A 25630-nucleotide genomic window follows, 5' to 3' on the forward strand; every position below is an offset into this window, starting at 1 on the left:
GGGATTGGCTCAAGCCCGCCGAAAACGGGGGAAGATTAGCACTGGCGGCCGAGAACGGCCCAGCTTTTCAGAGGGATCAGTTCAGTACTAGTTCAGGAGTACTCCAACTCAATTTCATCCAATTGGTGGTCGAAACTCTTCAGGCGCGCCGTCCAGGTGTACACCAGCACCTCAAACTCGCGGTGTATCACGGCATTGCCGGGGGTGTCGGCCTTGGGGTCGCAGAAGTCCAACTGGTAGCGTTCGCGGGCCATTTGGGTCGCCACATCGGACAGTTCCCGCGCGTTATTGAGCCAATGCCTACCGTCGGCCACTTGCCGGTCGAGGGCCACGCACTGTTTTTTCAGGACTTCGAGGCTTTTTTCCAGGGGTGTGCCAGTGAGGTCGCCCATGACTTCCTGGAAGGTCCGCCCCGGCTGCCAATAGCTGCCCCAGAAATAGCGGTCGAACACGGTCTCGACCCGGCGCAGCGCAACCTTGGTGTCCCAGATCGCCACGCGGGTCTTGCCTTGTTCGAGGAGCTTTTTCTTCACCCGTTGATTTTGGTAAGAGGCCCAGGCCACGACGCCGATGGACAGGGTGCCGATCACCAGGCAGGCGCTGTCGAGAAACACCATGGCCTTGTCGAGTTGATGAGCCAGCATGACGCCGTAGAAGTAGGTAGCCGACAACAATACCAGTGCGAAACACACGCACCAGAAAGCGGGAGCATAAGGGTTTTTCATTATTGGAATCCCCATGAGCAAACGCGAGCAGTGACAGGCAGAGCGTCACGGCGCTCCACCTGTCAAAGCATAGTCATTCGCTCAGGGTTTGCTGGGCTGAGACGCTTGCGTTCGTCCGCTTTCCCAACCACCGCCCAGGGCCAGGAACAGATCGATCTGGCTCATGGCAACCTGGGTGTTGGCCGCGGCCAGTTGCGCGCGCACATCGGTGTACGTGCGGGTGGCCTGCAGGTCGGCCAGGAATGACGCGCGACCCGCCTGGAAGAAGCGATGGGTCTGGTCTGCGGCCTCCCTGGCGGACTCGCCGGCTTCGGCCAGGGCGTCGCGGCGTTGCAACTGCGCGGTGTATTGCGCAAGGCCGGTCTGGGTTTCACGGATGGCGTTGAGCACCACGCCGTCGAAATGCGCCAAGGCGCCCTGGGTTGCGGCTTCGGCTTCATGGATACGGGCGCGTGCGCCGTTGGTCGGCACCGACCAACTGATCAGCGGGCCAAAACCCCAGCGGTTGGTCGCCGGTGTGCCCAGGTCATCGAGAATCCCGACAGTGCCCACTGTGGCGCCGATGCTGATGTCTGGGTACAGCGCGCCAGTGGCCACACCGATTCGCGCGGTGGCGGCCGCCAGTTGGCGTTCAGCCTGGCGTACATCCGGGCGGCGCTTGAGCAAGGTCGCGCCATCACCGACCGGCAGCAACTGGGCGATGTGCGGCAGCTCGGCGCACGTGCCGGTGCCCGCTGGCAGTTGATCCAGCGGCTTGGCCAGCAACATCGACAGGCGGTACAGACCGGCCTGGCGTGCCGCTTCGTAGCGCGGCATGTCGGCGCGCAAGGATTTGTACTGGGTCTGCGAACGGGTCACCTGGGTTTCATCACCACGCCCGGCGTCGCGCAGGCGCTGGGTCAGCTTGGTGCTCTGGGCCTGCAGGTCGAGGGACTCGTTGGCGATCGCCAGCTCTTCGTTGGCCGCACACACCTGGGTGTAGGAACGCACCACATCCGCGACCAACGTGATGCGGGCGATGTCGGCGGCGGCCTGGGCCGCATCGGCGCTGGCCTGGGCGCTTTCGATGCCGCGCTGCAGGGTACCGAACAAGTCGAACTGATAGGACGTGCTGATACTGGCACTGCCGATGTTGGCCACCGGGACTTTTTCAGTCAGCAGAAAGGCTTCGCCCGACTCCTGAAGGCGCTGGGCCTCAGCCTTGGCACCGGCGCTCCAACCGCCTGCAGATTCAGCTTCCTGGGTCTGGAACCGAGCGCGTTGCAGGTTGGCCGCGGCCACACGCAAGTCGGTGTTGGAAGCCATGGCCTGGCGCACCAGCTCATCCAGGCGCGGGTCTTTGTAGAGTTTCCACCAGTCCGCCGGCACCGGCGCCGACACAACGTTGTGACCGTCGCCCGCGAGTTGCCCTTGCAGGTCCCCACGGTTGACGGCCGACGTCTCCGGCAGCTTGTAATCCGGCCCCACCACTTGGCAGGCCGACAGCAACAACCCCAACGCAGCGGTTGCCATCAGTTGCTTCATGGTTTGTCTCCGTCTTTGACTGCGTCGCCAATGATCGACACCGTCGCCGTGCGCCCGGCGATCATGCGGAAGTCCGCCGGTACATCATCAAAGGCGATACGCACCGGAATCCGCTGGGCCAGGCGCACCCAGCTGAACGCCGGGTTGACGTTGGGCAACAGGTTGGAGCCGCTGCTGCGGTCGCGGTCCTCGATACCGGCGACGATGCTCTGCACATGGCCACGCAGGCGGGCGTTATCACCAATCACACGGATGTCCACGCTCATGCCGACGTGAATGCCGTCGAGCTTGGTCTCTTCGAAGTAGCCATCGATATGGAAGGAATTGCTGTCCACCACCGACAGCACCGGCCGCCCGGCGGTGACGAACTCCTGGGTGCGCGGCGCACGGTCGTTGACGTAACCGTCCACGGGGCTGCGGATCACCGAGCGATCGAGGTTGAGCTGGGCGGAATCCACTGTTACCTGGGCCTCGGCGAGGGCCGACTGGGCGCGGGCGACGCGGGACTGGCTTTCTTCCAGCTGCTCGCTGGGCACCAGGTTGCCGAGGCCACGGTTACGCTTGTACTCGCGTTGGGCCTGGGCCAGGGTTTCCTGGCGATCGGCCACGGCGGCCTGGGCTTGGCGCAGGGCCAGCTTGAAACGGTCCTGGTCGACAGCGAACAGCACCTGGCCCTTGGTCACCAACTGGTTGTCGCGCACGTCAACGCGCTGGATCAGCCCGGACACATCCGGGGCGATCTGCACGATGTCGGCACGGATGTGGCCGTCTCGGGTCCAGGGGGCAAACATGTAGTACATGACCATGCGCCATACCACGACGACCGCAAACGTCACGATCAACAGCGTCAGGACTACACGGCCGATGGTCAAAAAAGGTTTTTTCATGTCATCAGGTATCGACTGAGTGAGTCCACCGCGCCCAGCAACAGCGCGTAGAGCCCCACATTGAACAATGCCCGGTGCCAGACCAGGCGATAGAAGTGGACGCGGGTCAACAGCCCGTGCACCACCAGGAACAACACATACGTAATGCCCATCAGCACCAGCAGCGTGGGCAGGAATACGCCGCTGATATCCAGGTCACCGATCATAAAGGCGCTCCATCAGGTAGCGGCGCTTGCATCTCGGTGCCGCCAATAAATTCCACGCCCGGCAGCAGCGACAGGCGCAGCCCGGCCAGCGCGTGCAGCAGGTGCAGGCGCGTATCGTCTTCGTCTTGCAGGCCTTGGCCGTTGAGGGCGCGGCGCGTGCGGTCCAGGGTCATCAGCAGACCGCTGGGCGCGGGCAGGCGTTCACCGGCCTTGAGACAGGCCTTGAAATAACCGCCCACACCTTCCACCACCTGGTTGAGCAGCACCCGCGGCACACCGAGGATGCGCGGCGAATAGGCCAGCAAGTCGAGCAGGTTCAGCGCCACGCGCAAATCGCGCAGCGCGGTGCCAGTGTCCTGGTTGATCAGGGCCAGGCGCGGCAGGTGCTGCATCAAACGGTCGAGCATTTGCACGGCCATGTGCCGATGTTCGGCCAGGGTCGCCGGCTCGGTGAGGGTGACGATGTCGCGCCAGCTGAACCGAGTCAGGCGCTTGGCTGCGAGTTCAGCGCCGAAGGGCCGCGCAATCAGTGTCCACACAAAGGCAAACAACAAGCCCACCGGCCCCGCCAGATTGACGTTGGCGAAGTTGAGGAAGTCTGCGTCATAGGCGCCCTGGATGCTGATGAACGACGAGGTGTTCACCAGCGTCAGCAGCATGCCCAGGTAGAAGCGCGGCTGCACAGTGAGTGTGCCGATGCAGATAAACGGCACCGCGAACGCCAGTACCAGCATCGGGAAGTCGTGCAGGTTGGGCAGCACCAGGAACAGATAGAGGCTGGCAAACAGCACCGACATGGCGGTCCAGAAAAAGAACCGGTAGATCTGCGGCGCCGGGTCGTCCATCGAGGCGAAAAAGCTGCAGGCGACGGCGGCGAGGATCACCGCGCTGCCACCGTCGGTCCAACCGAGCAGGATCCACAGCACCGAGGCGACGATGATTGCGGTCACGGTGGAAAACGCCGAGTAGAACATCAAGCCACGGTCAAGGAACGGCGTGAGCCGCCCCAGGCGCCAGTGACGGTACACCGCGCGCCAGGAGTCCTGGCTTTCACACTGGATGGCGGCTTGCAGGCTGCGGCAGTCTTGCCACAGGTCGATCCATTCACCCAGGCGATACAGGGCATTGGAAAACAGCAGCGTGTGACGGTCGTCCAGCGCTTCGCCCTGGGGTTGAGCGGCGTCGACCTGGTCGCGCAGCACGCGCCAGCGTTCAAGGGGCGCCGTCTCGGTGGTGCTTTCCAGCCAGGCGTTGGCCGCTTCCAGCAATGGCGTGAGCTGACCGACAAACTCCGGGGCGCGGTGTTCGATGGCGTACACCGCGTCGTCCAGGGCATCGATCACCGGCAGCAAGTGGATCATGCGGCCGCGCAGTTCCTTGGTGTTGCGCACCGTCTGCGGCCGCGCGCCTTCGTGGGGCAACTGGCCGATCATCAGTTCGAGGGTGTTGAACGTGGCAACCATACCGCCGCGCAGCGTGCTGATTTCCTCAGGCGCCACCTGGCGCGTGAGGAAGCGCTGGCTATAGACCTGGGCGTCGGCAAACCATTTGGCGACCGAGCCATCGAACACCGGCATCAGCCGGCGCGGCCAGAACATCGCGCCCACCACGGCGGCCACGGCGATGCCGAGGAAGATCTCTTCGGTGCGCGCCTCAGCCACGTCCCACACCGCCAACGGGTTATCCACCACCGGCAGGGCGATCAGCGGCAAGGTGTAGCCGGCGAGCATCAGGGCATAGTTGTTGGCGGTGCGCAGGTGCATGGAGAGAAACAGCAAGGTGCCCGTCCACAAGGCAATCACCACCACCAGCAGGTAGGGCGACTGCACGAACATCGGCACAAAAATCACCGCCGCCGCCGCCCCCATGAAGGTGCCGATGGCGCGGTACAGCGCTTTGGAACTGGTAGGGCCGACAAATGGGCTGGAGACGATATACACCGTGGCCATCGCCCAGTACGGACGCGGCATTTGCATGAGCATGGCGATGTACAAGGCAATCATCGAGGCCGCAAAGGTACGGACCCCATAGAACCAATCACGGGCGGGCGGGAAACCGGTAAAAAATCCGTTCAAAGCGACGCCGCCTCAAACGCGCGCAGCACACGCAGCGCGGCTTCCAGATCGCTGGAGGCGATATCCGCCAGCACGTCCTTGCGCAGGCGCACCAGTTGCACCTCCACCGCCTGCACCAGCTCGCGACCACGCTCAGTAAGGCTCAGGGCCTTGGCGCGACGGTCGTGGACATCCTCGGTACGGCACACATAGCCATCGGTACACAGCCGGTCGAGCAGGCGCACCAGGGACGGGCTTTCCATCCCCGACGCCTGGGCGACTTTGACCTGGTGCACACCGTCACCCAGGCGGCCGATCATCAACAACGGCACGGCGCAGGCTTCGGAGATGCCATAGCTCACCAGCGTGGTCTGGCAGATTTTGCGCCAGTTGCGGGCGCCCACCACCATGCTGCTGCTGAGGTTCATCTGGAGTTGTTCGAGGGACTGAGGCACGGGATCGTTCGCATACAGTTAGTTTGCTAACTATCAATATGATCGATGGGTCCAAACGCGTCAAGTTTTGAAACAATTTAGCGGATGGGTGGTGGCCGGCAGGGCAAGTAACGCGGGTTTGGGCACGGGTGGAGAATTTTCCACCACTGCGAAACATTGTGGGCGCTGGCCCCTCAAGGCGGTGCTGGGCTTCGTCCATCAAGCCCAGGCCGTCGCGCGCAGAGGCAAGGCCGTGCGTCGAGCCTTTTCACTGCCCTCGCCCACCCCGCAACATCAGGTTCAACTCATCCACCACCTCGGCCCAATCCGCATCCTCCAGGATCTCCTCGCGCAAAAACGCCTTCTGGCTATCGGTCCAGAAAAACGCCTCCGCCAGCTTCAACTCCGGCTTGAGCGGCGAGTGAACCGCCACAAACTGCTCGATACTCACCGGGTCGTCCGGCAGACCCAACTGCTTGAACAGTGACGGCAAGCTGTGCACAGGCGATTCCATGGTGGGCTCCTGGTAGAAAAGCATTCACCCAGTCTAGCGGCAGCCCTCGGGTTGCGCTGACGGTACGTTGCACAACACAAACAACCGCGCCCGCGCACCGCCACCATCCTGGCGGCTGAGTTCGCGCCAGCCATCGGGCAGCGGGGCGAAATCGTCCGGTGCCTCGTTGCTGCTGATCAGCCACACGCGACGGGTATTGGCAGGCAGCGCCGACAGATGGTCAAGGTAGATGCGCCCGCCGTCCTGGTCCACCAGGGTGCCGAAGCCATAGGCATTCGGCCGCGTTGGCGTGCCGTCGGGTTTGGGCGGGGTATAGAGCTGCAGTTGGGCGTCGGTCTGGTCGTAATACACGTAGCTGAGGTACCACATCATGTCGCTGAGGACGATGCGGTCGTCTTCCTGGTAGTTGCGGTTGACGAACTCCACCGGCACGTTGAACTGGTCGTGCTCGTCGACGGTGAAATTGTTCTTCAACCCTGCCAGTTCAACGCCGACAAACAGCACGAACAACGCCGCTCCCAGCAGTGAAAACCGTGACGGCAGGCGATCGATGGCCATCGCCATCACGACCGGCAAGCCCAGGGCGTAAACCGTCAGGTAACGCTCGATAAATACCGGGGAGATAAACGACACACCGTAGACCAACAGCAGCGGCAACAGGAAAAACAGCGCCAGCAGGCTGGCCGGTCGATGGCGCTCACGGTCACGCCAGGCGGTGATGACCACGACAGCCACCAACAGCAGCGGAAACAGCCAGAACAGCGGTGCCCAGAAGCCGACGCCTTCATCCTGGAGCACGAATTGCCAGATCATCGAGGGCAGGGAAAACAGGCTGACGGGCTCTTCCCAGCCAATGTCGCCCCCCACCTTGAGTTGCTCGACGTGTTGCACCAGGTCCAGCAGGTTCGGCAGCCACGGCAGGTACACCAGCACAATCGCCGCGTTGGCCACCCACCAGGCCGGCCGCGTGATCAGGCGCTGGCCTCGCGGCGCTGTGCCACACAGCACACCCAGATAGGCCCAATGCACCAGCACGCACAGCGCGGTGAAATAATGGGTGTAGAACCCGGCACTCATCAACACGACATACGCCGCCAGATAACGCGTACGCTCGGGTTGACGCACCCAGTACACCAAGGCCAGCGTGGCGCCCAGCAACCACACGCCCAGCAGGGAGTACATGCGCACTTCCTGGCTGTAGCGCACCGCCGTCGGCAACAGTGCCAGCAGGATCCCCGCCAGTACCGCAGCCCGCCGGGTAGACAGTTGCCGGGTCAGCCAGATGCCCAGGCCCACGGCGACCACACCGGGAATGGCGCTCATGCCGCGAATCGACCAGATGCTGTCGCCAAACAGTTCGATCCAGCCGCGCAGCAGGAAAAAGTACAGCGGCGGGTGCACATCGTGCGCGGCGTGAAACCACAGGTCGCCCAAGGCGTATTCGCTGAGCAGCAGGCTAGAGCCTTCGTCACCCCAGATCGCCGCCGCCGTCAGGTGGTAAAAGCGCAGGGCCAACGCCAGCGCCAGGATCGGTACCCACCACAATCGGGTGATCCAGCCCGCCCCCTCCCAAGTGAAGCGATTGAGTGCGGGCAAGGTCCCGACCTTTTCGTTTTGCTCTACTACAGACCGACCCACCTCAATTCCCCTGATCGCCCAAACGCAAACACCGCCACTCTAGGACAAAAGCCCCAGATCCGCTGCTGGAATCGGACAAATCAGCAATTTGTGCAGGGCTTCTCCGAAGCAACAGTAGGAACACGCTATTATTGCCCCCCTCCAAGGACTCAGGATCAAGGACACGTCATGCGCATCGGTTTTCTGTCACCCCTGGCACTGGCATTGCTCGCGGGTATTTCCCAACCGGCCCAGGCCAGTTCCGACGACTCGTGCTACCCCGACTGGCGGGTCTCGCGTGACAGCCTCGACTCGTGCAGCAACCAGCCCTTCCTCAGCCCCGGTAACGACAGTCGCGTCAACTTGCGCCTTCTGCTGGCTGACAAAAAGGCCGCGGCGCTGACGCCCAACGCCCTGAGCGAAGACGACCTGTCCCAGGGGTTTGGCCCGGTGCCCTTCCCGGTCTACCGCCTCGCGCCCATTTCCAGCAAAAACGACGAACCCGACAACGCGCCGGACGACTCACGCACCGCCGAACTCGACGCGCTGCTTCAACCCCTGGGCATCAAGCGCGAGGAATTTAAGACCGCAGGCGAAGCGTTCCTCAATGGCGAAGGCAGCCGCTGCCGCAGCAATGATGATGACAGCGCCACCGCGTTTATCAGCCAGGTGATCAAGGCCGACATGCCGGCGACAGAGCGCGAGTTGCTGGTGAAGGCGCGCTTGCAGTTACTCACTGCCTGCTCGTGGGAAGGCCAGGTGGTAGACGCCCAGCAGATCCAGTCCACCGACGGCCAACTGCTGCGCACTTACCTGCAAGCCGCCGCCGACTTCTACAGCGGTCGCTTCGGTGACGCCGAGCGTGGGTTTGCCGCCGCCAGCAGCAGCAAAGTGCCATGGCTGACAGAGACCGCGCTGTACATGACCGCACGCACTTCATTGAACCAGGCCCAGGCCGAAGCCTTCGACGAATATGGCATGCCGCGCCTCGAGCATGTGGATAAGTCCGCCCTGTCCGATGCCGAGGGAGGTTTCCTCACCTACCTGAAAACTTATCCACAGGGCGATTACGTGGCCTCCGCCCGCGGCCTGTTGCGTCGCGTTTACTGGCTGGCGGGGGACAACGTCAAACTCGCCGAGGCCTATGCTTGGGCGATGACCCAGGCAACGGATACGCAGCGCAATGTGTCCGTGGATGAACTGGTGGAGGAAGCTGACCTCAAGCTGTTGATGGTCAATAGCGAGACCGTCACCACCCCCATGATCCAGTTTGTCAGTGACCTGATGGTGATGCGCGGGGGCGACCAACCCGCCCTCTCCCGCGCCGACCTGGAAAAGCAAAAAACCGCATTCGCCGGTGAGCCGCAGCTGTACGACTACTTGCTGGCGGTGAGTGCGCTGTACACCGAACATCAACCGGACGCCGCCTTGAAGCAATTGCCGCAGAGCGTGCCGTCGAGCCTGGATTACTTCGCCTTCAGCCAGCAGACCCTGCGCGCCCTGGCCCTGGAAGCGAAGCAAGACTGGAAAGGCGCCGAGGCGCTCTGGCTGCAATTGCTGCCGCTGGCGAAACTGCCACTGCAACGCGACCAGCTGGAATTGGCCCTGGCCATGAACTACGAGCGCAGCGGCCAGGTGGCCAAGGTGTTCGCCGCCGACTCGCCGATCAGCGCCAAGCAGGTGCGCTACATCCTGCTGCGCAACGTTGCGGGCCCCGAGTTGCTGCGCCAACAGATCGCCCAGGCCAGCGACCCACTGGAACGCCAGACCGCACAATTCGTCTTGCTCTACAAAGACTTGCTGCGTGGTCAGTTCGCGACCTTCGCCGAAGACCTCAAGCAACTGCCGGCCCAGGCTTCGGAAGACAAACTGGGCACCAGCCTGGGCTACGTCTACAGCGCCAGCCAGACCTTGAAGCTGTTCCAGTGGAATGGCGACAAAGCCGAGTCTGGCTACGCCTGCCCGAGCATTGCGCACATTGCCGCGACCTTGCAGGGTGATGCCAGGAACCCACAGGGCCTGAACTGCCTGGGCGAGTTCATCCTGCGTAACGGCCTGGACGGCATGCCGTTGGAGCAGGCACGCGCCGCCGGCAGCCTGGGCAGCACCGCGTCGGACTTCAAGGGGGAAACCTTCTCGCGCCTGGAGGGCTACAAACAGGTGATCGGCAACGCTAAGGCGCCGAAGAACGACAAGGCCTACGCGCTGTTTCGCGCGATCAACTGCTACGCACCGTCCGGCTACAACAGCTGCGGCGGGCAAGACGTTGGACCTGCCTTGCGCAAAGCCTGGTTCCGCCAGTTGAAAAGCAGCTTCGCCGACACTCAGTGGGGCAAGTCGCTGCAGTACTACTGGTGAAACACCTGTGGCTAGGCTTGCTGTTGCTGGCAAGCCCGGCTTTCGGCGCCGTCGACGCCCGCGACTATGATGCCTTCTGGCTGTGGAGCGGCGTCACGCCGCAACCGGTGCTCAAACAGGCCAAATCCCTTTACATCCTCCAGGGCCAGATCAACGCCACCCGCCGCGCGCCGCAACGTGGCGTGCAACTGATCGCCCAGGGCATGAGCGTGCCGCGCCTGACCCAGGGCGAAGTCTGGGTGGTCTACCGCGCCCACACCCTGCACTGGCCCGAGCCGGTCTACACCCAACTGCTCGGCCAGGTGCAACGCTGGCGCGAGGCGGGCAACCCGGTGGTCGGTATCCAGATCGACTTCGACGCCCGCACCCAGTACCTGCACGAATACGCCGATTTCCTGCGCGACCTGCGCCAACGCTTGCCTGCCGACCTGCGCCTGAGCATCACCGGCCTGATGGACTGGAGCAGCAACGCCAATCCGGCGGCCATCGCCCAGCTCAAGGGCGTGGTGGATGAAGTGGTGGTGCAGACGTATCAGGGTCGCCACAGCATCCCGGATTACGCGGCGTACTTGCCACGCATGAACCGGCTGGGGCTGCCGTTCAAGATTGGCTTGATCCAGGGCGGAGCGTGGGAAGCGCCGGGGTATCTGAAGGACAGCGAATGGTTTCGAGGCTATGTGGTGTTCTTGCAAAACCCTTGATGCGCGCAACCTGCAGGCGCTATCCACACCACGCGGGTCACCGCGTTGGGCCTGTGGGGACTGAGCTTGCTCCCGCTGGCGGCCTGAAAGTTGACCGAAATCTAACCGTCACCCCACGCTCCAACTGTGGGAGCGGGCTTGCCCGCGAAGTCGGCCTGACAGGCGACCTGGATGTTGGATCAGACCGGGTACCTATCCATTGCTGCGGTCAGGGCTGCTATGGGTTCCACGCTTACAACGGATCACTTTTGGAAAAGAGCCCGGAATGCCGACCCAGCCAAAAGTCACCAAAAGGGCCCTTGCCGCAACGCTCGGTGTGCCCGCAATCCGACCGTGATTTGGGGGGCCGCCCAAGATCAAAAGCACGATCATGATCAAGGGCGGCTGTAGGCATGCTGCATTCAAGGCCTCCATCGCTGGCAAGCCGGCGCCTACAGGTTATAGGTGGCTACCAGTCATAGGTCAGGCTCGACACCACCGTCCGCCCTTCCCCGTAATAGCAATCCAGATCACTGGTGCACTGCGAGACATAGGTTTTGTTGGTGAGGTTTTGCACATTCATCGCCAGTTTCACGCCCTTGAGTTTGAGCGGCGAACGGCTCAGGTCGTAGCTCAGGCTGGCGTCGTAGACGCTGTAGGACGGCACGCTGAAAGCGCCCTCGTAGTAGTCACCCAGGCTTTGGCGCGCATAGCGTACGCCCAGGCCTGCGCCGAGGCCGGCCAACGGGGTGTCGCCGAGCACGCTGTAGTTGACCCACATCGAGGCGGTGAGCGGCGAGATGCCCGCAGGATGGCGACCCTCGCGGCCGTCGTTGTCCTTGGTGTATTTGATGTCATTGCGCGAGGCCGAAGCGACGATGTCCCAGGCATCGTTGAGAACGGCCTTGGCTTCCAGCTCCACGCCCCGTGAGCGCATGGCGCCGCTTTGGGTGCTGTAGGTGGTATCCACCGGATTGGTGGTGAGCACATTCTCCTGGTCCAACTGGTAGACCGACACCTGCGCGAAGCTCTTCTGGCCAGGCGGCTGGTACTTCACGCCGACTTCGTACTGGTTGCCGGTCGAGGGTTCGAATGGCTTTTTGTTGGCGTCAGTACCGGCCAGCGGCAGGAAGGACTCGGTGTAGCTGACGAAGGGCGCCACGCCGTTATCGAACAGGTACACCAGGCCTGCACGACCGGTAAACGCCTGGTCTTTGCTGGCGAAGCGGGTGTCGGTCAAGGGCTCTTTGTTGACCACATTGGCCCAGTCATAGCGCCCGCCCAGTACCAATGCCCATTTATCCAGCTTGATCTGGTCCTGCACGTACAGGCCGGTTTGGGTGATGGTACGGTCCCAGCGGTATGGCTGGCCAAAATTCAGGCGCTGGCCGTAGACCGGCTTGAACAGGTCGATGATCGGCGGGTTGCGGTCATACAAGCCGTGGAACAGTGAGTTTGAATGGTAGTAATCCAGGCCGAAGATCATCGTGTGGGACAGCGCGCCCGTGTCGAATTCAGCCTGGGCGATGTTGTCCACGCCGAACACTTTGTTGTTCTGCGCCCAATCCACGCCAAAGCGTTGCAGGTAGCGTTGGTCCTGCACGCCAGTGGCTGGGTTGGCGACAAAACGGTAGCCGTGCAACGGCGCGGTGTAGCGGTCGTCGACCTCGGCATAGCGGGCGTTTTGCTTGAGGGTCCAGGTGTCGTTGAGACGATGGGAAACCTCGTAGCCCAGCACGTATTGCTCGCGGTTGTACTGGTTGACGCCCGGTTCGCCGATGAACAGGTCACGCTTGATCTTGCCGTTGGGGTTGTCCCACAGCGTGCCGGACGCTGGCAGGCCTTGGGCTTCGGGCACGCCTTTGTCTTTCTGGTACTGGGCGAACACTGTTACGCGGGTGTCATCGCTGGGCTGCCAGGTCAGACTGGGGGCGATGAACTGGCGTTTGTTTTCGACGTAGTTGATTTCGTCCTGCCCATCGTTGGCCAGGCCGGTGAGACGGTAGAGAAACTGCCCCTGCTCATCCAGCGGGCCGCTCAAGTCGATGGCCGCGCTTTTGTGCTCGTAGGTGCCGGCTTCCAGCACCACTTGGTGGATCGGGGTTTCGCTGGGGCGCTTGCTGACCATGTTGACGATACCGCCAGGCTGGTTCTGCCCGTACAGCACGGACGCCGGCCCCTTGAGGACCTCGATACGCTCCAGGGAATACGGCTCGATCTGCAACGCACCGCCGGTACTGCCGCCGCCGTAGGGCAGGTGCAGACCATCGAGGTACAGGGGAGTGGGCGAGAAGCCGCGCGAGGTCGGTTCATCGAACAACTTGACCCGATCGGCGAAACCGCCCGCCGTCATGCCAGGGGTGTAGAGCAACGCCTGGGTGACGCTTTGCGCTCCGCGCGCCTTGATCTCGGCGGCGGTGATCACGTTGATGGTCTGGGGGATTTCCACCAGCGCCGAATCGGTCTTGCTGCCCGAAGCACTGCGGGTTGCAACAATACCTTCCACCGGCCCCCAGGCGCTTTCCTGCGTTTGCTGGCCGCTGATTTGGGTGGCACCCAGCTGTAACGGCCCGCCCTCGGAAATGGCCTGCAACGACCAACCACCCTGGGATTGCACTGCCACCAGGCCGCTGCCCGCCAACAGCCGCTCCAGACCGGTCCCGACCCCAAAGCGCCCTTGCAGGCCGGTACTGCGTTTGCCTTCGGTGAGCGTGGCATCCACCGACAGCAAAATGCCTGAGGCGCTGGCAAAGCGGTTCAGCGCCTGGTCAAGGCTGCCGGCAGGAATGGAGTAGCTGCGCAACGCTTCAGCACTTTCTTCAGCGTGAGCCAGCGTCGGTAGCAGCGGCACCGTCGCCAGCAGGCTGACAAACAAGCCACGGCGCAGCGCGCGGGCCAAGGGTTGGATTGGGTGGTGCGGCATTGCAGGACTCCCCGTGAGATCGCTTCTTGATTGGCTTTCAAGAGGTATCCCGAACGGGACGCAGAAACCGACAAGCGCGCGTGAAAAAATGTTCAGGCTCGCGCCTTGATCGTCACCCAATAGCGCGTGACCGCCTGTACTTGCACCGGTAGCGAGCGCTCCAGCGCCGCGAGGATTGCATCGGTATCGTTCAGTGGGAACACGCCAGTGAGCAGCAACCCCGCCACCGCCGGGTCACACCGCAACAGCCCCGGACGATAGCGACTCAGTTGCGCGACAAACTCGCCCAGCGGCTGGCGTTCGGCGATCAGGCGGTGCTCGGTCCAACTGCTTGCGTTGGCGCTCATCGCTGCCAGTACCCTGCTTTGCTGCGGGTTGAACCACAGGCTGTCGCCGGCATTCATCTGCACTGGCGCGCCATGCACCGGGGTGACCCGCAGGCGGCCTTCGTACAGGTCGACGCGGCTGCCGTCGGGCAGCTCACGCACGGCAAAGCGGGTGCCCAACGCCTGCACATCGCCCGCCGGGGTTTCGACGATCAATGGGCGAACGGGGTCGTGGCCGCTGGTCAGCAGGACTTCGCCGCGGATCAGGCGGATGCGCCGCTCGCTGGCGCTGAAACGCAGGTCGACGGCACTGTCGCTGTTGAGGTCCAGGCGCGTGCCGTCACTGAGGGTGACGTGGCGAATCTCGCCGGTGTGGGTGCGATACTCGGCGAAGGCCGCGTGCCAGGGTTCGCTGCGTTGCACCAGGTAGCCACCGCCGCCGGCCATCAGCAGCAGGCCGAGCAGCTTGAGTGCGGCGCGGCGCTGGGTGTCGGGGGTGTCGCGCAACACGGCACGGGCACTGTCGGCGGGCACGTTGCCGAAGGTTTGTTGCAGCTGCTGCAGACGCTGCCAGGCACGACGATGCTCGGGGTCGGCAGCCTGCCATCGGGCAAAGGCCTGGCGTTGTTCGCCTTGCAGTTCGCCGCCCCATTGCAGCATCAACCACTCGCTGGCTTGCTCGACAACCGCCGGGGCGATGGGCGCGTCGTGTCTCATTCTTCGTAGGCCACCTGGTAGCAGGCAACAATTGCGCGGGTCATGTACTTCTGCACCGAGCTGACCGTCACGCCCAAGCGTTCGGCGATCTGTGCATAACTCAAGCCTTCGAACTGCGACAGCATAAACGCCTGGCGCACGTTGTCGGGCATGCGATCGAGCATGGCGTCGATCTGCATCAGGGTTTCGAGGATCAGCGCGCGGGTTTCCAGGGACGGCGATTCCGGCTCGGGCAAGTGCGCAATGCTTTCCAGGTAGGCACGCTCGATACGCAGGCGCCGCCATTGGTCGATCACCAGGTTGCGTGCGATCTGCGCCAGGTAGCTGCGGCTTTCCTTGTCGCCGGGAAAACGCCCGGACACCAACAGGCGCAGGAAGGTGTCCTGCGCCACATCGGCCGCATGCTCGCGGTCGCCCAGGCGCTTGCGCAGCCAGCCTTGCAGCCAGCCGTGATGGTCGCGGTACAGGAGGTGAAGCTGATGCTGGCCGTCAGTCGCGGTGTCCATGAAAAGCTCAGATACACTATTGAGAGCAATTATCATTACACCTTATTTCGCGACTGACAAAAACTCTTTGCCGTTCAGCGCCCAGCGGTTTGCAGCGGGTACACCGATTCCCAACCGCCGCCCAGCGCTTTGTACAGCCCAACCATGGCCAGGGACACGCCGGTCGAGCTCTCCACCCACTGCTCCTGCGTGGCCAGCAACGCGCTTTGCACGGTCAGCACGTTGACGAAATCCACCACGCCCTCGACGTACTGCTGTTGCGCGGTGCTCAGGGCAATCTGGTTCTGGCGCACGGCTTCGGCCAGGCTGTCGCGACGCAATTGGCTGGCGTTGTAGCGGGTCAACTGGTCATCGATCTCATGCCAGGCACGCAGTACGGTTTGCTGGTACGCGAGCGCCGCTTCCTGTTGTTGGGCCTCGCGCAGGTTCAGCATGCCTTGCAGGCGCCCACCATTGAACAGCGGCAAGCTGAACTGCGGGCCGAAGGCAAAGGCGCGGGAGCCCCAGGAACCAAAGTCCGAGAGTTGCATGGCCTGGGAACCGAGGCTGCCGGACAAGGTGATGCGCGGGTAGAAGTCGCCCTTGGCCACGCCGATGTTGGCGGTGGCGGCGTGCAGGCGCGCCTCCGCCTGGCGGATATCCGGGCGGCGCTCGGCCAGTTCCGACGGCAGGCCAATGGCGACCTGACGCTGGGTTTGCGGCACGGCGGCGTCCTTGGACAGCTGCGCGTGCAGGGCCTGCGGCGGCTCGCCCATCAACAGGCTGAGGGCATTGATCAGTTGGTCCTGGCGCTGTTGCAGATCCGGCAGGCGCGCTTCGATGGCGGCGACCTGGGCGGCGGCTTCGGCGACATCCAGATCCGTCGCCACGCCGTCAGCCAGGCGCAATTGCGACAACTTGAGACTGTGGCGGGCGACGTCGAGGTTTTGTTCGGTGACGGCGCGGGTGTTCTGTACGCCGCGCAATTGGATGTAGTCCTGCGCGGTCTCGGCGAGTACCGACAACAACACCGCGCGGCGGTCGTCTTCAGCCACTTGCAGGGTGGCGTCGGCGGCTTCGGTTTCGCGTTTTACCCGGCCCCAGAAATCCAGCTCCCAGGAGGCGGAGAAGCCCATGTCCCACTGGTTGAACGCCGAGCGGCCGTTGTGGCCGGACGGGTCGCTCAAGCCTTTGCCGCTGTTGCGCTGGCGCAGGTAGTCACCGTTGGCGTTGACGTCGGGGTAACGCTCGGCGGTGGTCACCTGGCGCACCGCACGGCTTTGTTGCAGGCGACTGCTGGCCAGTTTCAGGTCCAGGTTATCGGTGAGCGCCCGACGTGTGAGGGCCGAGAGTTGCGCGTCGTGGAACACATCCCACCAGCGTTCCTGCAAGGGATCGCTGACGGCACGGCTAGCCGCCTGGCGGCCCTGGGGCTCGCTCCATTGCGAGACTTGCGGGTTCTGGGGCTTGTGGAAATCCGGCCCGACCGTGCAGGCGCTCAGGCTGATAAGGCTCAAGGTGAGCCAGGCGACTCGCTTCATTGCTGGGCCACCTCACGCTGCTTCGCCACTGGCTGGGTGTCGACGCTGGCTTCTACCGACATGCCGACCCGCAGGCGCTCGGTATGCGCCTGGTTGGGTTCGAGAACGATCTTCACCGGGATGCGCTGTACCACCTTGGTGAAGTTACCCGTGGCGTTATCCGGCTTGACCGACGCGAAGGTCACCCCAGTGGCGGGCGCCAGGCTTTCCAGATGACCGTAGAGCAACTCACCGTCGAGGCTGTCGACACGCACCTGCACGGGCTGGCCGGCGTGCATGTGGGACAGCTGGGTTTCCTGGAAGTTGGCCACCACATACGCGTCTTCCAGCGGCACGACCGCCAGGATCTTGCTACCCGGCGTCACGTAGGCGCCAACCCGCACCGCGCGCTCGCCGACCATGCCATCGACCGGCGCGACGATGCGCGTGTAGGACAGCTGGTAACTGGCCAACTCCAGCGCAGCCTGGGCACGCTTGAGTCCACCTTCGGCGGCATCGCGCTGGGCGGTGAGGATTTCCACTTGCTTGCGTTCGGCCGCCAGCACCGCCGTGGCATTCGCCAGGCGCGCGGTGGCCTGGTCGATGCGGGTCTTGGCTTGCTGGGCGTTCTGCACGGTGCCGGCGCCGACACCGGCGAGGTGGTTGTAGCGATTCAGTTCGTGTTCGGCGAAGGCCATTTCGGCACGGTCCGCCGCGACGGTGGCCTGGGCCTGGGCGATCAACGAGCTTTGGCGCTCGAGGGTGGCGGTGGCGTTTTTCAGTTGGGCCTGGGCGACCAACGCATCGGCATCGGCAGCCTGGGCGGCGGCACGGAAGTCGCGGTCGTCGATCAGCGCCAGCAGTTGCCCGGCCTTGACGCGCTGGTTGTCTTCCACCAGCACCTCCTTGATGAAGCCAGCGACACGTGGCGCAACCAGCGTGAAGTCAGCGGCGACGAACGCGTCGTTGGTGGTCTGGCGCTTGCTGCCCAACATACCCGGCGCGACCAAGTACACCAGCACGCCGACGGCGAACACAGCGATGACGGAGACGGCAATTTTGTCTTTGCGTTTCATGAACAGTCCTTTCAATCAAGTCGGTGCGCGAGGCGGGAAAATCCGCGTGGGCATCCAGAAAATCAGCAGGATCAACGCCACCGCGACGGCGGCCATGACGTAATAAAGGTCCGAAGAGGTCAGCACCACGGCCTGCTCGTGCAGGCGGTGCGCCAGGCCCGACGCGTCGCCGTCGGCCAGGGGTGAGTTGCCCAGGCGGTCCACCAACATGGTCGAGTGGAAGTGCAGGCGCTGCGTGGTCAAGGTATCGAGCACGCCCGTGGCGACCACGGCGGCCAGCCCCTTGATGGTGTTGAACCAGGCCGATGCAAACGGGCCGTCCATGGGCTGGATGCTGCCGGTGGACAGCATCAGCAGCGGCAACACGGCCATCGGTTGTCCGAAGATTTGCAGCAGGTAAAGGCCGTAGAAGTCATCGCGAATCCATGCCGAGGTCAGGTGCGCGCTGCCCACGCAACACAGCACCAGCATGCCCAGGCCGATCCCCAGCACCCAGCGGCAGTCGACCCAGCGCAGGTTGCACAGCGCCGCCACCATTGGCAGCGCGATCAACTGCGGGATGGCCATCAGCAGCATCACCGGCGCGGTTTGCAGCGGGCGATAACCCTGGACCTGGGCGAGAAAACTCGACGGGATGATGATCACCGAGGTCAGCACCATCAGCACGCCCGCCAGCACAATCAGGGCGAACGACAGGTTGCGCAGGCCGAGCATCTGCAACTTGAAGAATGGTATGGGCTGCGACCACTCGTTCACCATGAACAGCACCAGCAACACACTGCCGCCACACAGCAGGAAGGTGATCAGGCCTGACTCGAACCAGTCCAGGCGGTTGCCTTGCAGGATGCCGATCACCAGCATGCAGATCGCCGGGAAGCCCAGCAGCAGGCCACGCCAGTTGAACTGCTTGAAGCGCTCCAGGCGCAGCGGATCCTGCGGCAGCCCGTAGGCCACGGCGACCATGGCCAGCAGGCACGGCGCGACGATCTGCCAGAACGCCCACTGCCAGCCGACGTACTCGGTCCACAGCGCTGCCAGTGGCGTGCCCAGGCTCGGGCCGAAAGTGGCGGTGAGTGCGTAGCCAGCCAAGCCGTACAGCTTGACGTTGGCCGGCAGGAACCGCAGTGCCGCGGTCATCAGCATCGGCGGCAACGCGCCACCGGCCAGGCCTTGCACAGTGCGCAGTACCAGCAGGCTTTCGTAGTTCGGCGCGAACGGACACAGGATCCCCAGCACGGTGAATACGCCGATGGCGCAGAGGGTGAAGCGGCGCAGGGAAAAGGTCACCGAGCACCACGGCGCAAAGGCCATGGCCGACACGGAGGTGGCGGTGTAAGCCGCGACCAGCCAGGTGCCTTCGTCAAAGCCGATGTACAGGGCGCCGCGAATATCCGCGAGGGCCACCTTGGTGACCATCTCGTTGAGACCGCAGACCAGCACCGCCAGTAACACGCCGACCAGCCCGATGATGATCCGCGTCCCGAATACAGGTGGGGTCATGGCAGTAGGCTTGGCTGCGGCCGCGAGGGTGGGGGCAGCGAGGGAAGTCATGAACGGGTAACTCGGAATGGTAAATACCCGAGCAGTTTAATCAGGCACAAACATGACAAAAAGTTACTTGTTGGCAGGTTATAACTGCACCAGACGCAACAATCATGACCGACACAAACCGCGTGCCGGGGGGCTGGTTTGCCGGGGATAGCGGTGGGTCAGTGACCCATTTGGATCAGCCAGGCCGCAATCGCAGGCAAGCCAGCGCCGACATTCACCGCATTCACTTCAGGTAGGTTGGGCTTCGAGCCAGGTGGCGTGGCAACTTTCGCGCATGGTTTCGCGCAGCCATTTGTGGGCGGGGTCCTTGTCGAATCGCGGGTGCCAGGATTGGGCCAGGACCAGCGTCGGCAGCGAGATCGGCAAGGCGAACGCGCGCAGTGGCAGTTTAAGGCGATTGGCGCTCAACAGCGCTTCCTTGGGCACCGGCAGCAGCAGGTCGGAATCGGGCAACATGAACATCGCGCCATGAAAGCCTGGGGCGATCATCGCCACGCGGCGCTCCAGGCCCTGGGCATTCAGCGCGGTATCGATCGGCCCGCGCGCGATGCCGCGCCGCGAGATGCTGATATGCGAGTAGCTGGCAAAACGTGCCGCGGTGATTTCTTCATCGAACAACGGATGGTCTTCCCGCGCCAGGCCGACGAAGGTGGTGGAGAACAGGTTCTGCACCTTCACTTCGGGGCTGACCGGCATGGTGTTGCTCACGCGCAGATCCAGGCGCCCTTCGCGCAGGGCCTCGTCGTCGGTGTCGCCTTCGGGCACGAAACACAGCTCGCACAGCGGCGCCATGCGCTCCATGGTGTCGAACAGGCGACCGCCATACACGCCGATAAAAAAGTCATTGGCGCGCACGCTGAAGCGGCGGCGCAAGGTGCTCAGGTCGACCTGATCCGCCGAGCGGAACAACAGCGCCGCCTGCTCCACCACGTTGCGCACCTGGCCTTGCAACTGCAGGGCCTTGGGCGTGGGCACCAGGCCGCGACCGGCACGTACCAGGATCGGGTCGCCCACAGCTTCGCGAATACGCGTCAGGGTGCGGCTCATGGCCGCCGGGCTCAGGTTCATGCGTCGGGCGGCGCCGACCACGCTGCCCTCGTCGAGCAAGGCGTCGAGGGCGACCAGCAGGTTCATATCCGGTAGTTGCATGCCAAGCACTCGTGATCAACGGGGCGTAAATTGAGCGCAATCGTAGCAGGCTTTACAGGTAACCCTTCACGTTGCGAGGCAGGTAGTCCGCGTAGGTGGCCTTGGGCCGGCATTATTGGGTTCACAACGGGCAAAGACCAACCACCCCTGTTTAGCGTTGCATGCCCCAACGCTTTACAGTGAGCCGCTCAAAGGTGTCGAACACCAGGTTTTCCACGAGCAGCCCGATCAGGATCACCACCGCCAGCCCGGCAAATACCTTGTCGGTGTAGAGCTCGTTGCGGTTCTGGAAAATGTACCAACCCAGGCCCCCCTTGCCGCTGGTGGCACCGAAGACCAGCTCGGCGGCGATCAGCGTGCGCCAGGCAAACGCCCAGCCGATCTTGAGGCCCGCAAGGATCGACGGCAGCGCCGCCGGGATCAGGATGAACAGCACGAATCGCATGCCCTTGAGGCCGTAGTTGCGACCGGCCATGCGCAGGGTTTCGGACACGCCGAGGAACCCTGAATAAGTGTTGAGCGCCAGCGCCCACAACACCGAATGCACCAGCACGAAAATCAGGCTGTTCTGCCCCAGGCCAAACCACAGCAGCGCCAGCGGCAGCAAGGCAATTGCCGGCAGCGGGTTGAACATCGAGGTCAGGGTACTCAACAAGTCACGGCCCAGTTGGGTGGACACCGCCAAGGTCGTCAGGGCAAACGCCAGCACGATGCCGATCAGGTAACCCTTGATCAGCACCACCAGCGAGATGCTCACCTTGCTCAGCAGTTCGCCACTGAGCAGGCCGTCGTAGAGTGCGTGAAACGTCTGCAAGAAACTCGGCAGCAGCAGGTCGTTGTTCTGATAACGCGCAACGGCTTCCCAGAGGATCGCGAGCACGATCAGGATCAGCCCCTTGCGCAACCAGCCTTGTTGCCACAGCCGCTGGCGCAGGGGCAGTTCACGTTCAACGGGAACGCTGAGCAGTGGTTCGAGGGTGATTTCATATTCCTGGCGCATGGGTTGTCCCTTCAGTAAGCGATGCGGATATCGGCGAAACCCAACTCACGTTCGGCCTCGGGCGCTTCATCGAACAGCAGGCGATGAATGCGCCGCGCCGACGCCTGGAACTCCACGCCACCGAGGCTGTGCAGGTCATATTGATGGCTGTGGATTTCGGCACGCACGCGCCCGGGATGGGGCGACAGCAGCAGGATGCGATTGCCCACCACCAACGCTTCCTCGATGGAGTGGGTAACGAACAACAGGGTGAAACGCACCTCCTCCCAGAGCAACAGCAGCTCTTCCTGCATCTTGCGCCGGGTCAGGGCGTCGAGGGCGGCGAAGGGTTCGTCCATCAGCAGGATTTTCGGCTGCATGGCCAGGGCACGGGCGATGGCGACACGCGCTTTCATACCGCCGGAAAGGGTGTGTGGATAGGCGTCGGCAAAGGCCGTGAGGCCGACTTTGTCGAGGTAGTGCAACGCGCGTTCTTCGGCTTCGGCGCGCTTCAGGGTTTTCGAGGCCAGCAGCGGGAACATCACGTTCTGCTTGACGGTTTTCCACGGCGGCAGCTGGTCGAATTCCTGGAACACGACGATCCGGTCCGGGCCCGGTTGCTCGACCTTTTGCCCCAACAGGCGGATCTCGCCCTCGCAGGGTTTGATAAACCCGGCAATGGATTTGAGCAAGGTGGACTTACCGCAACCCGAAGGGCCGAGCAGCACGTAGCGGTCGGCTGGGTCGATCTCGAAACTCACCTGGTGGGTGGCCCGGACCACGCGCTCGGGGGTGCGGTATTCCAGGCTGACGTTATCCACCGCCAGTAAAGGGCCGGTGGTGTGCAGGTTGCTGGCCGTGTGGCCTTGCAAGGGCGCGTTCATCTCAACTTCCTTGCAGGGGCTTGGCGTCCTGGAAGAAGTAGTCCTTCCACGATTCAGGCTTGTTCTTGATGGCGCCGACGCGGTAGAGGAATTCCGCCAGCGGGTAGGTATTTTTCGGTGTGACGCTGAATTCGAACTGCGGGTTGTCGATGATTTTAAGCAGCTCGGCGCGGTCGATCTTGGCCTTGGTCACGCGGATGTAAGTATCGGCCGCAGCGCCTTTGTCGTTCTGGGCAAACTGCGCCGCTTCGGTCAACGCCTCGACGAACGCCTTGTAGGTTTTCGGGTTGTCGTTGCGGAATTTCTCGGTGGCGAACAGCACCGTCGGCGAGTTCGGGCCGAGCAGGTCGTAGGTGTTCAGCACCACATGCACGTTCGGGTTGGCCAGGGCCTGGTCCTGGAACGGTGGGTTGGAGAAGTGTCCGGTCAGTTCGGTGCCGCCTGCGATGAGCGCGGCGGTGGCATCCGGGTGCGGGACGGCCACGGTGTACTTGTCGAGGCGATTGAATTCCTTGTCACCCCATTGCTTGGCCGCCGCGTATTGCAGGAAGCGCGACTGTACCGACACGCCCACCGCCGGTACGGCAATACGATCTTTCTCGGTGAAATCGGCGATGGTCTTGACCTTGGGATTGTTGCTGACCAAGTAGTACGGGAAGTTACCCAGGGAAGCGACGGCCTTGACGTTCTGTTTGCCGTGGGTGCGGTCCCAGATGGTCAGCAGTGGGCCGACACCGGCACCGGCAATGTCGATCGAGCCTGAGAGCAGCGCGTCATTGACGGCGGCGCCGCCAGACAGTTGGGTCCAGTCGACCTTGATGTCGATACCTTCCTGCTTGCCGTATTTCTCAATGAGGTTCTGGTCGCGTACCACGTTGAGCAGCAGGTAAACGATGCCGAACTGTTCGGCGATGCGGATCTCACCTTCGGCCTGCGCGGTGGCCGGTGCAACCAGGCTACCGGCCAAGAGGCTGACACCCAGGCCGACGGTCGCGGCCAGCCGTGCGAATGGAATATTCCTGGACATGGTCATGCTCCGATCAGAAAGGCGCGTCGCCCTGGATGGTGGTACGAAACAGCTTGCGGCGCAGATGACTAGGGCAGCCAGCAGCCAGGTGGATCAGCGAACGGTTGTCCCAGAACACCAGGTCATGGGGCTGCCACTGGTGGCGGTAGATGTTTTGCGGCAACACACTGTGTGCGTAGAGTTGGGCGAGCAGGTCCCGGCTTTCGTCTTCTGGCAGACCAACGATGCGGGTGGTGAAACCTTCACTGACGAACAGCGCTTTGCGGCCGTTTTCCGGGTGGGTGCGCACAATGGGGTGCACGACTTCCGCGACCTGGGCAAGCTGCTCGGGCGTCAACGTGGGGCGCCAGTTGCCTTCGAATTTGGTTTCGCTGTAGCGCGCGGTGTAGGAGTGGGCAGCACTGCGGCCTTCGACGGCTTTGCGCAGGTGCTCGGGCAATTGGTCCCAGGCGTTGTGCATGTCGGCGAACAGGGTGTCGCCGCCTTCAGAGGGCAACTCCTGGGCGTGCAGCATCGAGCCCAGGCTCGGCAGTTCTTTATAGGAGAGGTCCGAATGCCAGAATTTGCCCGCGTCACCCAGGCCGATGGATTGGCCGTTTTCGATGATGTTCGAGACGATCAGGATTTCCGGATGGTTGGCCAGCAGGAACTGTTTGAGCACATGGATCTGCAGCACGCCGAATCGACGGCTGAAGTCGATTTGTTGCTCGGGAGTGATACGTTGATCACGGAAAACCACGACATGATGGTCCAGGTGCGCGCGATGAATGCGCACGAAATCTTCGTCGTTGACCGGACGGGTCAAATCGAGGCCGACGATCTCGGCACCGACGCTGCCGGGAAATGGGCGAATCTCGAAGGTTTGGGCGGTAGGGATCGCTGTTGGAACAGTAGAGGTGGCGGACATGAGTTCACTCCCGGTCAGACAGGAGAGTGACTTTATAGATATAAGAGCGGCGGTTTAAATACCGTTAATGAATATCTATAGATGGGAACGTTGCGGTGAAAACTCGGCACCGGTCTGCGCCATGGGATAAACCGGCGAAGCGAAACGTTAAGTTCATAGCAACATGACACCAGGCTGTAAGACATCGCAGAAACGCAATGTGGGCGCCAAGAGCCGCGTGTTTAGCCGCTTACAAGCCGAAAACCTTGCCGTTTGACAAGCCGCCAGGCAGCCTCTAGTGTGCATTGGATCCAATTATCCAACCATTGTAACAAGGAGGATAGCGTAACCGTGACGCAGAAGCCGAACCCTTTGAACAGCATCAAGATCAGCGGTCCTATTCCCGCCCATCTTGCTCGCTCCGTAATTGAAGAAACCTTGCGCAATGCCATTCTCGATGGTCGATTGCCGTGCGGTACCGCCATGCGCCAGCAAGAACTGGCCAGCCTGTTCGGTGTCAGCCGCATGCCGGTACGCGAGGCCTTGCGCCAGCTGGAAGCACAGTCGTTGCTGCATGTGGTGACGCACAAGGGCGCGGTGGTGGCGCCGCTGATCGAAGACAACTCGGCGGAGACCTATGCCCTGCGCATGCTGCTGGAGTCTGAAGCCCTGCGCTTGTCGGCCCCGCTGCTGACCGCAGACGATATTGCCGAGGCGCAAGCCTATATCAATGCCCTGGAACGGGAGAAAGACTACACCGAGATCGGCCGCCTCAATCGACTGTTTCACATGGTCCTGTACGGCAAGGCGCCTAACCAACGGCTACTCAAGCTGGTCGAACATGGCTTGAATGAAGAAGAGCGTTTTTTGCGTTTCAACCTTGAGGCGATGGGCCTGGGCGAAACCTCCCAGGAAGATCACCGGGAACTGCTGAACCTGGTGGCGCAAAAGAAGATCGAAGAGAGCGTCCTGACACTGCGCAATCACCTGACCCGGGGCATGGAAGTGATCGCCCACTATCTCAGTGGCCTTGAAACGACCGGCAAATAGATTTCCCACCGCAACGCTGCCCCCTACGTTGCGGAGCCTCCACTGATGAGGGAGCGCT

22 protein-coding genes are annotated in these 25630 nt (G+C 62.8%); 3 read left to right on the forward strand and 19 right to left on the reverse strand.

Annotated features, from left to right (window positions below; genetic code table 11):
• Positions 1-92: 92 nt before the first annotated feature.
• The 8 genes from CQ002_RS23780 to CQ002_RS23815 form a co-directional block, all read right to left on the reverse strand.
• Complete coding sequence (locus CQ002_RS23780) at positions 93-725, reverse strand: hypothetical protein (RefSeq protein ID WP_010214242.1); 633 nt, start codon at positions 723-725, stop codon at positions 93-95.
• Between the two features lie 81 nt (positions 726-806).
• Positions 807-2249, reverse strand: coding sequence for an efflux transporter outer membrane subunit (locus tag CQ002_RS23785; protein WP_034101840.1), 1443 nt, complete (start codon positions 2247-2249; stop codon positions 807-809).
• Positions 2246-3136, reverse strand: coding sequence for an efflux RND transporter periplasmic adaptor subunit (locus tag CQ002_RS23790; RefSeq protein WP_034101839.1), 891 nt, complete (start codon positions 3134-3136; stop codon positions 2246-2248). The genes CQ002_RS23785 and CQ002_RS23790 overlap by 4 nt, the downstream gene beginning before the upstream one ends.
• Positions 3133-3342: a DUF1656 domain-containing protein gene (locus CQ002_RS23795; protein ID WP_012721577.1), complete on the reverse strand. Its 210-nt coding sequence runs from the start codon at positions 3340-3342 to the stop codon at positions 3133-3135. Before CQ002_RS23795 ends, CQ002_RS23790 begins: the two co-directional genes overlap by 4 nt.
• Complete coding sequence (locus tag CQ002_RS23800) at positions 3339-5417, reverse strand: FUSC family protein (RefSeq protein ID WP_034101838.1); 2079 nt, start codon at positions 5415-5417, stop codon at positions 3339-3341. Before CQ002_RS23800 ends, CQ002_RS23795 begins: the two co-directional genes overlap by 4 nt.
• Positions 5414-5824, reverse strand: a complete 411-nt coding sequence (locus CQ002_RS23805) for a MarR family winged helix-turn-helix transcriptional regulator (protein ID WP_069021082.1) — start codon at positions 5822-5824, stop codon at positions 5414-5416. Before CQ002_RS23805 ends, CQ002_RS23800 begins: the two co-directional genes overlap by 4 nt.
• A gap of 274 nt (positions 5825-6098) precedes the next feature.
• Positions 6099-6344, reverse strand: a complete 246-nt coding sequence (locus CQ002_RS23810) for a DUF2789 domain-containing protein (protein ID WP_034101836.1) — start codon at positions 6342-6344, stop codon at positions 6099-6101.
• Between the two features lie 33 nt (positions 6345-6377).
• On the reverse strand, positions 6378-7982 hold the full coding sequence (locus tag CQ002_RS23815; RefSeq protein ID WP_105161433.1) for a glycosyltransferase family 39 protein: 1605 nt from the start codon (positions 7980-7982) through the stop codon (positions 6378-6380).
• 168 nt (positions 7983-8150) lie between these two features.
• Here CQ002_RS23815 and CQ002_RS23820 point away from each other — a divergent pair, with 168 nt between their 5' ends.
• Together CQ002_RS23820 and CQ002_RS23825 are read left to right on the forward strand one after the other, a co-directional pair.
• On the forward strand, positions 8151-10319 hold the full coding sequence (locus CQ002_RS23820; RefSeq protein ID WP_105161432.1) for an outer membrane assembly lipoprotein YfiO: 2169 nt from the start codon (positions 8151-8153) through the stop codon (positions 10317-10319).
• On the forward strand, positions 10316-11020 hold the full coding sequence (locus tag CQ002_RS23825) for a DUF3142 domain-containing protein (RefSeq protein ID WP_105161431.1): 705 nt from the start codon (positions 10316-10318) through the stop codon (positions 11018-11020). The genes CQ002_RS23820 and CQ002_RS23825 overlap by 4 nt, the downstream gene beginning before the upstream one ends.
• Before the next feature lie 448 nt (positions 11021-11468).
• Here the strand turns inward: CQ002_RS23825 and CQ002_RS23830 are convergent, their stop codons facing one another.
• The 11 genes from CQ002_RS23830 to CQ002_RS23880 form a co-directional block, all read right to left on the reverse strand.
• Positions 11469-13922: a TonB-dependent siderophore receptor gene (locus CQ002_RS23830; RefSeq protein WP_105161430.1), complete on the reverse strand. Its 2454-nt coding sequence runs from the start codon at positions 13920-13922 to the stop codon at positions 11469-11471.
• Positions 13923-14014: 92 nt separating this feature from the next.
• Positions 14015-14965: a FecR domain-containing protein gene (locus CQ002_RS23835; RefSeq protein WP_098465519.1), complete on the reverse strand. Its 951-nt coding sequence runs from the start codon at positions 14963-14965 to the stop codon at positions 14015-14017.
• Entirely contained in the window at positions 14962-15471 is a 510-nt protein-coding gene (locus CQ002_RS23840) for a sigma-70 family RNA polymerase sigma factor (protein WP_034101830.1), read from the reverse strand. Before CQ002_RS23840 ends, CQ002_RS23835 begins: the two co-directional genes overlap by 4 nt.
• Before the next feature lie 74 nt (positions 15472-15545).
• Positions 15546-16991, reverse strand: a complete 1446-nt coding sequence (locus CQ002_RS23845; protein WP_034101829.1) for an efflux transporter outer membrane subunit — start codon at positions 16989-16991, stop codon at positions 15546-15548.
• A complete protein-coding gene (locus tag CQ002_RS23850; RefSeq protein WP_034101828.1) occupies positions 16988-18046 on the reverse strand; it encodes an HlyD family secretion protein in 1059 nt (352 codons plus the stop codon). The genes CQ002_RS23845 and CQ002_RS23850 overlap by 4 nt, the downstream gene beginning before the upstream one ends.
• Positions 18047-18061: 15 nt before the next feature.
• Positions 18062-19597, reverse strand: coding sequence for an MFS transporter (locus CQ002_RS23855; protein ID WP_105161429.1), 1536 nt, complete (start codon positions 19595-19597; stop codon positions 18062-18064).
• Positions 19598-19825: 228 nt separating this feature from the next.
• Complete coding sequence (locus CQ002_RS23860; protein WP_065899503.1) at positions 19826-20746, reverse strand: LysR family transcriptional regulator; 921 nt, start codon at positions 20744-20746, stop codon at positions 19826-19828.
• Positions 20747-20897: 151 nt separating this feature from the next.
• Positions 20898-21746 carry an ABC transporter permease gene (locus CQ002_RS23865; RefSeq protein ID WP_012721565.1) on the reverse strand — a complete coding sequence of 283 codons (849 nt, stop codon included), beginning with the start codon at positions 21744-21746 and terminating at the stop codon, positions 20898-20900.
• A gap of 11 nt (positions 21747-21757) precedes the next feature.
• Positions 21758-22609 carry an ABC transporter ATP-binding protein gene (locus CQ002_RS23870; RefSeq protein WP_034101824.1) on the reverse strand — a complete coding sequence of 284 codons (852 nt, stop codon included), beginning with the start codon at positions 22607-22609 and terminating at the stop codon, positions 21758-21760.
• A 1-nt stretch (position 22610) separates the two neighbouring features.
• Positions 22611-23636 (reverse strand): ABC transporter substrate-binding protein, encoded by a 1026-nt coding sequence (locus tag CQ002_RS23875; RefSeq protein WP_034101823.1) that lies wholly within the window; start codon positions 23634-23636, stop codon positions 22611-22613.
• A gap of 13 nt (positions 23637-23649) precedes the next feature.
• A complete protein-coding gene (locus tag CQ002_RS23880) occupies positions 23650-24543 on the reverse strand; it encodes a TauD/TfdA family dioxygenase (protein WP_105161428.1) in 894 nt (297 codons plus the stop codon).
• A gap of 330 nt (positions 24544-24873) precedes the next feature.
• On the opposite strand from CQ002_RS23880, the gene CQ002_RS23885 reads away from it, so the two are divergent.
• Positions 24874-25572, forward strand: a complete 699-nt coding sequence (locus CQ002_RS23885) for a GntR family transcriptional regulator (RefSeq protein WP_034101821.1) — start codon at positions 24874-24876, stop codon at positions 25570-25572.
• Positions 25573-25630: the final 58 nt, after the last annotated feature.

Origin of the sequence: Pseudomonas sp. MYb13 (genome assembly GCF_002980075.1) — a bacterium.
GTDB lineage: Bacteria > Pseudomonadota > Gammaproteobacteria > Pseudomonadales > Pseudomonadaceae > Aquipseudomonas > Aquipseudomonas lurida.